The sequence below is a fragment of the Rhodobacter sp. 4.3.4 genome, from assembly GCF_058724655.1.
The window spans coordinates 1506947-1518642 of record NZ_CM178967.1 but is presented as its reverse complement, the minus strand read 5'-3'; the positions used below and the strand labels follow the sequence as shown (position 1 = coordinate 1518642).

Below are 11696 nucleotides of genomic sequence, written 5' to 3'. Positions count from 1 at the left end.
GCGGCATGCGATGGGCAAAACGGCCGGTCCGCACCGCGCGGGCCAGCGCTCAGCCGCTGGCGGTGCCGAATTCGGTGCTGGCAAAGCGGCTCATCGCAGAGCCGATCTCCTCGGACAGACGCAGGATGGTTTCGAGCCGGGTCTTGATTTCGGCGTGGAACAGATCGAGCTGATCGATCGTCGCCGCCAGCCCGCCGCCATTGGCGCGCAACCGGCCACATTCCACCCGCCCCATCACCCGGATCGTGTCGAGACCCAGCATCAGACGGCGGATTTCCGAGCTGGACCGGGTCAGTTCCTCGGCATGCTCGACCGCGCTTTTCAGCGCCATGCGGCTGTCTTCGCGCCCGCTGTCGCGCAGCCGCTCCAGCCCCGCCCCCTCGGCCGCCCAGTCGATCCCCGCGACCGGCCCGGCGTGGCGGAAGCTGCCGATCATCTCGCCAAGCACGCGATCCGCCCCGAGCAGGAACAGCGCCCGCGCCGCCTGCCGCGAGACCCGGTCGCAGAGGTTGTCGCGGCCGGTGACGAAGCTGCGCAGCCGCTCCGAGATCACCAGCGAGGAGGCGCGGTAGTTTTCGGAAATCGCCGAGACCGGCCCGCCCGAGGGTTCCAGCCGCGAGGCGACAAGGCGCATGTTGTTCGGGATCGATTGCAGCGATTCGAAGCTGCGCAGCAATTTGCGCTGCTCCTGCGTCACCTGTTCCAGCGCGACGTTCAGATCGATCAGCCGTTGCGTGCGCGGATTGACCGGGCGGCGCATGCCGATGTCGCGGGCGGCAAGTTCCTGGCCCAGCGCACTGGCCATGAAGGTGGTGTAGCTGGTGAAGCCCGCTTCGGTCACCGCCTGCCACAGCATCCGGGCGCTGGCCTCGGGATCAAGCCCCTCGTCCCGTTCGCGGCGGCCAAGATCGGCGTAAAGCGTCCGAACCTTGTCGAACAGCGGCGACGAGGGTTTGAGCCGCACCGACAGATAGCCCCCCTGCATCGGCAGGATCACCGCGAAGACCCAGTAGTGATCGCCGTTGCGGGCCCGGTTCTTGACATATCCCCCCATCGGATGGCCGTTGCCCAGCGCATCCCACAGGATGCGGAACACCGCGCGCGGCGTGTCGGGATGGCGGATGATCTTGTGCGGCGCCCCCAGAAGATCCGCCCAGCCATAGCCCGAAACGCGCTGGAACACGTCATTGCCCGCCAGAATGACGCCGCGCTTGTCAGTGCGCGAAAAGAACAGCTCGTCAAAACCGAAATCCACCGCCCCTTCGGGATGACGCGACGGATCATTCTGCAAGGTCACGGGACTTCTCCGGTTCAAGATGTCGCAGTCTACCCGGGACGGCGTTACCGGGAGCTTTATTTTCGGCATTGGCGGCACACATTTTCGCAACCGCCGCAGCGGCCCGGGCCGGACGGCCGCATCTCAGGATGGATCGGGCGGCGATCCCGCGCCGGGCCGGGTCCAGGCCGAAACCGGCGCCGGGCGGCCGAAATGATAGCCCTGCAGGAAATCGGCGCCGATCCGGCGCAAAAGCACCGCCTCGGCCTCGCTCTCGACCCCCTCGGCGACGATCGACAGCTCCATCGCCCGCGCCAGACCGACGATCGAGCGCACCATCCGCATCCCCTGCTGGCCGTCCTCGATCGAGCGCACGAAAGAGCGGTCGATCTTCAGCACGTCAAAGGGCATCTGCGTCAGATAGCCGATCGAGGCGAAGCCGGTGCCGAAATCATCCAGCGCCAGGGTGAAGCCGTTGTGGCTCAGCGCGATCAGCTCCTGCTCGATCGTGGCATCGTCGCGCACCACGATCTGCTCGGTCACCTCGATCTCGATCCGCCAGGGCGCGATGCCATGCGCCAGCACGACAGAGGTGAATTTTCCGGCAAAGCCGCGGCGCATCAGCTGCGCGGGCGAGACGTTGATGCTGACCCGCGCCTGATCCAGATGCTGCATGTCGGCGCAGACCAGATCCAGCAGCCGCCAGCCCAGCGGCATGATCAGCCCGCTCGCCTCGGCCACCTTGATGAAGCGGTCGGGCGCCACCACACCCAGTTCGGGCGAGGTCCAGCGCGCCAGCGCCTCATAGCGGATCGGCGCGGCGCCAAGGCTTGCCGGAACAATCGGCTGGTAATGCATCTGCAGCCCCTCGCCCGTGCTCAGGGCGCGGCGCAATTCCCTTTCGATCCGCTTGTGATCGATATCCTCGCTTTCCATGCGCTTGTCATAGCGCACCACCTCCGGCGTCTCGCGCTGCTTGGCGGAATACATCGCCCGGTCGGCACGGCGCAGAAGCTCTTCCTGTTCCATGCCGCGCCGATCCTCGAAGGCCAGCCCCTTCGAGGTCATGACCTCGAAACTGACCCCGTTGCACAGGATGGGCCTTTCGGACAAAGTGCTGATCTGACGGCATTTTTCGGCAACGATCTGCTCCAGCCCGGCGCTTGCGGAAAACACCACGAAGAATTCGTCACCGCCATAGCGGGCCAGAAAGGCGGTCTCGTCGGCGATGGTGCGCAGCCGCGCGGCGAATTCGACCAGAAAGGCGTCGCCGCCCAGATGCCCGACGGTGTCGTTGATCAGCTTGAAGCGCACCAGATCGATTGCCAGAACCGCACAATCGACGCCGCTTTGCGCCCGCAGAATGTCGAGATGCTCGCGCATCGCGAAGCGGTTGGGCAGGCCGGTCAGCGCATCGATCCGGGCGCGGTCAAAGGAAATCGCCTCGCGCTCGATCAGCACCGCCGCCTTCGCGCGCAACAAAAGCGCCGCGGCACCAGAGATCACCACGCACAGGAAGCTGATCCCCGCCATGATCGGAAACATCTTCCAGAACAACAGCGTGCCCGGCTGCGGCGGGGTCCAGCGCAGCCAGGCCACGGGCTTGCCATCCACCCCCGGCAGCGCGACCGAAATCGCCGCGGCCGCCGCGGGCGGGGTCTGCGTCACGACAAGCCCGGTGATCGAGAACTCGTCTTCCATGTCGCGCAGCCGCTGCGGCGCCATGACCTTGCCGATGGTGGCGATGGCGGCGCTGCGCGGCGCCACCCGCGCCAGAAGCGCCGGGTCTTCGGGCAGCAGATAGGAGCTGGAGAACATCACCGGCTGGCCGTCGCGGATCTCGAAATAATCCTGCGTTTCGCGACGCGACGGGTCGAGCGCGGGCACGGTCTGGCGCAGGATCTGCCGCGTCTCTTCGGTCAGAAACCCCTGTTGCGGCGCAAGCCCGGCCCCGGCATGCCAGGACAGCGGCGCCGCGAACGGACCGTCGAACAGCTCGGCGAACTGGAACACCTCGTCGCGATGCGCCGAGATGCCGTAATTCGAGGCAAGCCGGTCGATCGCCAGCTCTTGCGCATCGATGTAAAGGTCTGTCCAGTTGTGGTAGTCGCTTGCCAGAATAGACACCTGTTCCAGCAGGGTCTGCACCCGCCCGGCGACGCGTTGCACCGATTCCGCGGCGGCGCCATCATCCATCCGGCCGCGCACCGAGACAAGCGACATCCACAACACCGCCAGCACCGCGAGCAGAACCGCGGTCACCAGGACCACGATCTGCCGCGGCAGGGTGTTGCCACTCATCAGGCAGCCGCCTCCAGCGGCGGCAGCGCGCAATGTTCAAAGCCCAGCACACGGACCTGCGCATAGTCGCAGGTCAGCTCGCTGCCCGCGGCCAGATCGCGGGCGGCGATCATCTCGGCGCCGCGGTCGATCAGGCTGGGGTCGTCGCTGTGGTTCATGAACATGTCGCCATCATTTCCAAGGCGGAACACCCCGAGATGCGGCAGATATTCCGCGTGGTGCAGAACCGTCTGCGCCAGGTCTTCGGGAAAGAGTGCCAGCGTGGCGGCGGGTATGTCCACATCAAACATCGGATCATGGCGCCAGACCGTGGCGCCGGCGCGGATCGGCACCCGGGTAAAGACGCCAAGGCCGTGGATGTCGCTGCGGGTGACATAGTGGGTTACAAGAAGCATGGGATCACTCGTCTGGTATCGGAAGGGGGTCTTCAGGCTTCGGCCTGCATCAGCACGACCGAGAAAAGTGCCGCGCCGATGCCTGCGATCTGCCGCATCGAGAGGGTTTCTCCGAAACAGACGACACCGACGCCGGTCAGGAGCAGGATGGTGGCAGAGCTGTAAAGCACCGCGATCTGCGCCAGGCTCTGGCCCTGCATGAGCCACATCCAGCCCAGCGCGGTCAGCGCGTAAAGTGCCGCCCCGGCCAGAAACCAGGGCGAGCCATGCGGCACGGCGCGCAGGCTTGCGGATTTGAGCGCGTAATCGCCGACAATCGTCAAGACGACGATGGCGGCCAGAATGAGATAGGATCGCATCGCGTGGCACTCCTGATCGTGTGGCCTGTCGAAGACGCGTCCATGTTATGGTTAAGATGGTTTTCGAAATCTGAACGCGGGCGGCGAAAGCCCGCAAATTGACTCAAATTTTGCGCAGTTTCGCAAAAAACCTCCGGTTTCGGGGCGGGAAGCTACGATTTTGGCCCGGGCGAACCGGATTCTGTCAAAAGATGACACCTTGCCCACGGCGCAACCCTAAGGCGATTCGGGGATGGCGGCACGAGTCCATCCGCCCTGGTCAGGCTGCGCCGGTCCTGCGCGCGCTGTCAGCGCGACGGATGCCCGGCGGCCTTTTGCGCGCGGACATAAGCGGCCAGAACGTCCTGCATCCGCTTGATGTGCCCCTTGCCCTCGCCCGCTTCCTGAAAGTAGCGATAAACTTCCGGGTCAAGACGCAGATGAACCGACTTGCGCGGTTCCCGCTCGACCACCTTGGCGTTTTCCCAGAAAGCCGCGGGCAAATCCACCTCGGGGGCATCAGGGGAAAGATGAAGCTGCCCCCCAGCCTGCATTGCGGCAATTTCAGCCAGAGACAGCTTTTTCGTATTTGCGTCGGTCACGACGGCCTCCTTTGCGCGTCGAGATGAGCCTGATCACATCACCACGCTGAACGTAGACGGTCACGATGCAAAGATCGCCGACAAGGCCGATCGCCGTGATGCGGTCCTCGCCATAGTCTTGCCGCGTATCCGCGCTTTCAACCGTGGGTCCGTTGAAGATCAACGCGCCGTAAAGCAGGTCGATCCCGTGTTTCTCGATGTTCTTGCGACGTTTGTCGTCATCGTATTCGAAGTCCATAGAGGCCTCGTTTGTTGCTGCTGAGCTTTATCGAGCATTTTTGAGTCCTCCTACGTGATAGGGAAGTTTTTCTGATCTATTTTCCTACCGGTAGCATTCTTTGGCTACAAGATATGTGTACACATTTCGCGTACACATATCAAGTCACTACAGTTCACACATCCAGTTCCTCAACAAACCGCGCGTTCTCAGTGATGTACTGGAACCGCAGCTCGGGCTTTTTCCCCATCAGCCGCTCCACCAGATCGGCGGTTTCGCCGGCGAATTCATCGTCGATCGTCACCCGTATCAGCTTGCGCGTCGCCGGGTTCATCGTCGTGTCCTTCAGATCCTTGGCGTCCATCTCGCCCAGACCCTTGAAGCGCTGCACGTCGATCTTGCCGCGCCCGCCCAGCCCCTTGGCCAGCCAGAGCTCTTTTTCCGCGTCATCGGCGACATAGATCCGCTTCGCCCCCTGCGTGAGGCGGTAAAGCGGCGGGCAGGCCAGATAAAGATGCCCCTTGTCGATCAGCCCCCGCATCTGGGTGAAGAAAAAGGTCATCAGCAGCGAGGCGATATGGGCGCCATCGACATCGGCGTCGGTCATGATGATGATCTTGTCATAGCGCAGGTCATCGACACGGAACTTGCTGCCCAGCCCCACCCCCAAGGCCTGCGCCAGATCGTTGATCTCCTGGTTCTGGCCCAGCTTGGAACTGGCCGCCCCCAGCACGTTCAGGATCTTGCCGCGCAAGGGCAACAGCGCCTGCGTCGTCCGGTCCCGCGCCATCTTGGCCGAGCCGCCCGCCGAGTCACCCTCGACGATGAACAGTTCCGTCCCCTCGCGGTTCGTGGCCGAGCAATCGACGAGCTTCCCGGGCAGACGCAGCTTCTTCGTCGCCGATTTGCGCGAGGTCTCCTTTTCCGCCTTGCGCCGCAGCCGCTCCTCGGCCCGCAGGACAAGGAAATCAAGGATCGCCCCCGCCGCCTTGGTGTCGGTGGTCAGCCAGGTGTCGAAATAATCGCGCACCGCGTTTTCCACCCAGCGCGCGGCCTCTTCCGTGCTCAGCCGGTCCTTGGTCTGGCCGACGAAAGACGGCTCGCGGATGAAGATGGAAATCAGCGCGCAGCCGCCCGTCAACATGTCCTCGCGGGTGATCTGCGCCGCTTTCTTGTTGTTGATCCGCTCGCCATAGGCGCGGATGCCTTTCAGGATCGCCGCCCAAAACCCGGCCTCATGCGTGCCGCCCTCGGGGGTGGGCACGGTATTGCAATAGCTGTGGATGAAGCCATCGCGCACCGGCGTCCAGTTGATCGCCCATTCGACCGATCCGGGGATGTTGTATTTCTCCTCGAAACTGACGCGGCCCGCGAAGGGCCTGTCGGAATAGGTCGAGGCGCCGGTCAGGCTTTCGGCCAGAAAATCGGCCAGCCCGTTCGGGAAATGGAAGGTCGCTTCGGTGGGCGTGTCGCCATCGGCAATCGCCGTCTTCCAGCGGATTTCCACGCCGGAAAACAGATAGGCCTTCGAGCGCGTCATCTTGAAGAGCCGCGCCGGTTTCAGGCTCAGCGAACCGAAGATCTCCGGGTCGGGGTGAAAGGTCACGGTGGTGCCGCGCCGGTTGGGCGCCGCGCCCAGCTTCACCACCGGCCCCTGCGGCACGCCGCGCGAAAAGCGTTGCTCGTACAGCTCCTTGTTGCGCGCGACCTGCACCACCATCAGATCGGAGAGCGCATTCACCACCGACGAGCCCACCCCGTTCAGACCGCCCGAGGTCGAATAGGCCTTGTTGGAGAACTTGCCCCCCGCATGCAGTGTGCAGAGGATCACCTCCAGCGCCGATTTGCCGGGAAATTTCGGATGCGGATCAACCGGAATCCCGCGGCCGTTGTCGCGCACGGTGACCGAGCCGTCGGCGTTCACCTCGACTTCGATCCGCGTCGCATGGCCCGCCACCGCCTCGTCCATGGCGTTGTCGAGAATTTCCGCCACCATGTGATGCAGCGCGCGCTCATCGGTGCCGCCGATATACATGCCCGGCCGCTTGCGCACCGGCTCCAGCCCTTCGAGCACCTCGATCGAGGACGCGTCATAGGTCTCGCTCGGGGTCGAGGACAGAAGATCGCCGGACATGGTGCTCGCTTTCATTGGTGTTCTTGAGATGCACAGATACCGCAGCTTGGCCACCCGGGGCAAGAAGGGGGCTCTGCCCCCGTCCCGTTCCGGGACTCCCCCGGGATATTTGAGGCAAGATGAAATCAGGCTCTTTCATCTTGCCTCAAATATCCCGGGGGGTGAATTGGCCGAAGGCCAAGAGGGGGGCAGCGCCCCCCTGCCCCGGGCGGCCGCGCCGCGCGCCGCAACCGCGCGTGCCCCTTTGTCATTCTGTCGCACCCGTGTCATAAGTTGGCCGCATCGATGACCAAACCGTTTCGAAAGGCCGCCCCATGACCCGCATCCTCCAGTCGCTCGCCGAAGTCTCTGCCCGTTACGACGTGCTTCTGTGCGATCTCTGGGGCTGCGTGCACAATGGCGTCGCCCCCTTTCCCGCCGCCGTCGCCGCGCTGCAAGGCTTCCGCGGTCAGGGCGGGCGGGTGATCCTGATCACCAACGCGCCGCGCCCGGCCCGCTTCGTCGCCGAGGGGCTGGACCGCATGGGCGTCCCGCGCGAGGCCTGGGATGCGATCGTCACCTCGGGCGATGCGGCGCAGGATGCGATGTTCGCGGGCGCGGTCGGGCGCAGGCTCTGGCACCTCGGGCCGCAAAAGGACGACGGCTTCTTCACCGAAATCCCGCCGGAATGGCAGGGCCGCAGCCATATCGAGCTGGTCCCCTTCGATCAGGCCGAGGGCATCGTCTGCACCGGCCCCTTCGACGAGCTGAACGAAGTGCCCGAAGACTACCGCGCCCGCTTCCTTGCGGCCAAGACCCGCGGCCTGCCGATGCTTTGCGCCAATCCCGATGTGGTGGTGGACATGGGCGAGACCCGGATCTATTGCGCCGGCGCGCTTGCCGCGCTTTACGAGGACATGGGCGGGCGGGCGCTTTATTTCGGCAAGCCGCATCCGCCGATTTACGACATGGCCCGGCGCCGCATGGCGGAATTCGGCCTGACCGATGACAGCCGCGTGCTGGCGGTGGGCGATGGCATCAACACCGATGTCGCGGGCGCGATGGGCGAGAACCTCGACGTGCTTTTCGTCTCGGGCGGGCTTGCCGCCGAGCAGTTCGGCGCCGATGTCGAAAATCCGAACCCGGATCTGCTCCGGGCCTGGCTTGATGCCCGCCAGCAGGACCCGCGCTATACGATCGGGCGGCTGCGCTGAGCCCTCAGCAACTATCTTGCGCCCGCGCCACCCCTTGGGTTCATAAGTTTCGCTGCGCTTGCATGGTCGGGGCGGCCATGCTAAGCGGCGGCGCAGCATGACCCCAAGCCGGAGCGCCCCCATGACCGATCCCATTTCCCGCGGCACGATCTGCATCGACGAGCTCGAGGTCGGCATGATGCGCAGCCTGACCAAGGAAATCACCGACCGCGACATCGAACTCTTCGCCGAGGTCTCGACCGACCGCAACCCGGTGCATCTCGATCAGGCCTTCGCCGAGGGCACGATGTTCAAGGGCCGGATCGCGCATGGGATGCTCTCGGCCGGGCTGATTTCGGCGGTGATCGGCGAGCAGCTGCCGGGGCATGGCACGATCTATCTGGGCCAGTCGCTGAAATTCCGCGCCCCGGTGCGGCCGGGTGATGTCGTCACCGCCGAGGTCACGGTGGCGGCGATCGATCCGGTGAAGCGTCGCGTGACCCTTGAAACCCGCTGCCGCGTGGGCGATACGGTGGTGATCGAGGGCGAAGCGCAGGTTCTGGCGCCCGCCTGCAAGAACTGACACGACCGGCGGCCTCGCCGGAGGCGGGACAAGACCGGGCATGCAGACCTATACCCACTGGACGGGGCTTCCCCCCGAGGCGCGCGGCGCCTCGGTGGCGATGGGCAATTTCGACGGGGTGCATCTGGGGCATCAATCGGTGATCGACCTGGCCCGCGGCCGCGAGCCTTTGGGCATCATCACCTTTGAACCCCACCCGCGCGAAGTCTTTGCCCCCGAGGCCGCGCCGTTCCGGCTGATGAATGCCGAAGCGCGCGAACACCGGCTGGCGAAACTGGGGGTGACGCGGCTTTACCAGCTGCCCTTCGGCCCCGAGCTGGCGGGGATGGACCCCGAGACCTTCGCGCGCAAGGTGCTGGCCGAGGGGCTGGGCACCGCTCATGTCACGGTGGGCGGCGATTTCCGCTTCGGCAAGGGCCGCGCGGCGGGCACGACCGATCTGATCGCGCTGGGCCGCCGCTTCGGCTTTGACGTGACGGTGGCGCCGCTTTTGCACATCGACGGGATGGAGGTCTCCTCGACCAATATCCGCAAGGCGCTGGCCGAGGGGCGGGTGCGCGACGCGGCGAAGATGCTGGGTCACCTGCACCGGATCGAGGGCGAGGTGATGCATGGCGACAAGCGCGGCCGCGAGCTTGGCTTTCCGACCGCGAACATGTCGGTGGCGCGGCTGCATCTGCCCAAGCTCGGCGTCTATGCGGTCAAGGTCGATGTGCTGACCGGGCCGCAGGCGGGGGCTTACCTTGGCGCGGCCAGCCTTGGGGTGCGGCCGATGTTTGGCGAAAACGCCCCCAATCTGGAGACCTTCCTGTTTGATTTTGAGGGCGATCTTTACGGCCAGCATCTTTCCGTTGCGCTGGTCGATTATCTGCGCCCGGAAATGAAATTCGACGGCCTGCCCGCGCTGATGCAGCAGATGGCGCAGGATTGCGACACCGCGCGCCAGATCCTGCGCACAGCCTGAAGTGACTTCCCAAATGCCCAAATCCAAGTCACCTTTCGCGCGATGAGTAGTGATCTGCGCCCCCAGTTCTGGACCCTGCCGCTGGCCAAGCTGACCCCCGCCGAATGGGAGGCGCTTTGCGACGGCTGCGGCAAATGCTGTCTCAACAAGCTTGAATATGAAGACACCGGCGAGCTGGAATTCACCCGCGTCGCCTGTCGTCTGCTCGATGGCGAAAGCTGCCGCTGCCGCAACTACGAGATCCGGCATCAATTCGTGCCCGAATGCGTGCGGCTGACGCCGAAATCGCTGAAGAAAAGCGCCTATTGGATGCCCGAGACCTGCGCCTATCGGCTGCGCTATGCGGACAAGCCGCTGGAACCCTGGCATTATCTGATTTCGGGCGATCCCGAGACGGTGCATGCAGCGGGGCAATCGGTGCGCGGCTGGACCGTCTCCGAGGCCGAGGTGCCGGAGGAAGACTGGCAGGACTACATCATCGAGGATCTGTGAATGCAGTTTGCGTCGGACAATACCGCGGGCGTCGCGCCCGAGATCATGGCGGCTCTGGCGGCGGCGAATGCGGGCCATGTGCCCTCCTATGGCGCCGATCCGCTGAGCGGCGTGGTGGTCGAGCATCTGCGCGAGATTTTCGAGGCGCCGCAGGCGGCGGTCTATCTGGTGGCGACCGGCACGGCGGCGAATGCGCTCTCCTGCGCCGTGCTGACCCAGCCCTGGGGGGCGATCTTCTGCCACCGCAACGCCCATATCGAGGAAGACGAATGCGGCGCCCCCGAATTCTACACCGGCGGCTCCAAGCTGGTGCTAGTCGATGGCCCGCATGCGAAGATGGAGCCTTCGGGGCTGCGCGCCGCGATTGCGCATACCGCGCGGGCGGGCGTGCACAATGTGCAGCGCGGCATGGTCTCGCTGACCAATGCGACCGAAGCGGGCACGATCTACACCCCCGCCGAGGTGGCCGCGCTGAGTGCCGTGGCGCGCGATTACAAGCTGCCGGTGCACATGGACGGGGCGCGGTTTGCCAATGCGCTGGTCAGCCTGGGCTGCACCCCGGCCGAGATCACTTGGAAGGCCGGGGTCGATGTGCTGAGCTTTGGCGGCACCAAGAACGGCTGCATGGGCGTCGAGGCGGTGGTGATCTTCGATCCCGCCCGCGCCTGGGAGTTCGAGCTGCGCCGCAAGCGCGGCGGGCATCTGTTTTCGAAACACCGTTTCCTGGCGGCGCAGATGGCGGCCTATCTGGACGGCGATCTGTGGCTGCGCCTTGCCCGGCAGGCGAATGCGATGGCGGCGCGGCTCTCGGCGGGCATTGCCGCGCTGCCCGGGGCCGCGCTGACCCATCCGACGCAGGCGAACGAGGTCTTCGCCGCCTTCCCCCGCGCGAGCCATCGTGCCGCGCAGGCGGCGGGGGCGTCCTATTATTTCTGGCCCTTCGACCAGTCGCTTGACGGCCCCGGCGCGGAACCGCTGGCGGCGCGGATGGTGACGAGCTGGGCCACGACCGAGGCCGAGATCGACAGCTTCCTCGCCTATCTGCGCCACGCTTTGGCCGGTGCGGAGGGGGCGCCCCTGCCCCATTCCGGTGCTTGACCGCCCCGGCCGTCCCGCCTAGAGCATTGCACAAGCTACGGGCCTGTAGCTCAATGGTCAGAGCCGGGCGCTCATAACGCCTTGGTTGGGGGTTCGAGTCCCTCCAGGCCTACCACATCCCCAA

At 65.1% G+C, this 11696-nt stretch carries 12 protein-coding genes and 1 tRNA gene; 6 read left to right on the top strand and 7 right to left on the bottom strand.

The window, feature by feature from the left end; genetic code table 11:
• Positions 1-49: 49 nt before the first annotated feature.
• The 7 genes from AC4PTB_RS07390 to parE all read right to left on the bottom strand — a co-directional run bounded on the left by AC4PTB_RS07390 (position 50) and on the right by parE (position 7263).
• Complete coding sequence (locus AC4PTB_RS07390) at positions 50-1297, bottom strand: PAS domain-containing protein (protein WP_492192369.1); 1248 nt, start codon at positions 1295-1297, stop codon at positions 50-52.
• Positions 1298-1420: 123 nt separating this feature from the next.
• Positions 1421-3577, bottom strand: a complete 2157-nt coding sequence (locus AC4PTB_RS07385; protein WP_492192368.1) for a putative bifunctional diguanylate cyclase/phosphodiesterase — start codon at positions 3575-3577, stop codon at positions 1421-1423.
• Entirely contained in the window at positions 3577-3972 is a 396-nt protein-coding gene (locus tag AC4PTB_RS07380; RefSeq protein WP_492192367.1) for an SET domain-containing protein-lysine N-methyltransferase, read from the bottom strand. Before AC4PTB_RS07380 ends, AC4PTB_RS07385 begins: the two co-directional genes overlap by 1 nt.
• A gap of 32 nt (positions 3973-4004) precedes the next feature.
• Complete coding sequence (locus AC4PTB_RS07375; RefSeq protein WP_492192366.1) at positions 4005-4331, bottom strand: hypothetical protein; 327 nt, start codon at positions 4329-4331, stop codon at positions 4005-4007.
• A 287-nt stretch (positions 4332-4618) separates the two neighbouring features.
• On the bottom strand, positions 4619-4912 hold the full coding sequence (locus AC4PTB_RS07370) for a hypothetical protein (RefSeq protein ID WP_492192365.1): 294 nt from the start codon (positions 4910-4912) through the stop codon (positions 4619-4621).
• Entirely contained in the window at positions 4875-5150 is a 276-nt protein-coding gene (locus AC4PTB_RS07365; RefSeq protein ID WP_492192364.1) for a BrnT family toxin, read from the bottom strand. The genes AC4PTB_RS07370 and AC4PTB_RS07365 overlap by 38 nt, the downstream gene beginning before the upstream one ends.
• Before the next feature lie 154 nt (positions 5151-5304).
• Complete coding sequence (gene parE / locus AC4PTB_RS07360) at positions 5305-7263, bottom strand: DNA topoisomerase IV subunit B (RefSeq protein ID WP_492192363.1); 1959 nt, start codon at positions 7261-7263, stop codon at positions 5305-5307.
• Between the two features lie 314 nt (positions 7264-7577).
• Here parE and AC4PTB_RS07355 point away from each other — a divergent pair, with 314 nt between their 5' ends.
• The 6 genes from AC4PTB_RS07355 to AC4PTB_RS07330 all read left to right on the top strand — a co-directional run bounded on the left by AC4PTB_RS07355 (position 7578) and on the right by AC4PTB_RS07330 (position 11687).
• Positions 7578-8456 (top strand): TIGR01459 family HAD-type hydrolase, encoded by an 879-nt coding sequence (locus tag AC4PTB_RS07355; RefSeq protein ID WP_492192362.1) that lies wholly within the window; start codon positions 7578-7580, stop codon positions 8454-8456.
• 121 nt (positions 8457-8577) lie between these two features.
• Complete coding sequence (locus tag AC4PTB_RS07350; protein WP_492192361.1) at positions 8578-9018, top strand: MaoC family dehydratase; 441 nt, start codon at positions 8578-8580, stop codon at positions 9016-9018.
• A gap of 40 nt (positions 9019-9058) precedes the next feature.
• Positions 9059-9982 carry a bifunctional riboflavin kinase/FAD synthetase gene (locus AC4PTB_RS07345; protein ID WP_492192360.1) on the top strand — a complete coding sequence of 308 codons (924 nt, stop codon included), beginning with the start codon at positions 9059-9061 and terminating at the stop codon, positions 9980-9982.
• A gap of 42 nt (positions 9983-10024) precedes the next feature.
• Entirely contained in the window at positions 10025-10474 is a 450-nt protein-coding gene (locus AC4PTB_RS07340; RefSeq protein WP_492192359.1) for a YcgN family cysteine cluster protein, read from the top strand.
• The gene (locus AC4PTB_RS07335; RefSeq protein WP_492192358.1) at positions 10475-11572 is read left to right on the top strand and encodes a threonine aldolase family protein; all 1098 of its coding nucleotides are present in this window, start codon (positions 10475-10477) and stop codon (positions 11570-11572) included. It abuts the gene before it with no gap.
• A 39-nt stretch (positions 11573-11611) separates the two neighbouring features.
• A tRNA-Ile gene (locus AC4PTB_RS07330) sits at positions 11612-11687 on the top strand.
• The last annotated feature ends 9 nt before the right edge of the window (positions 11688-11696 follow it).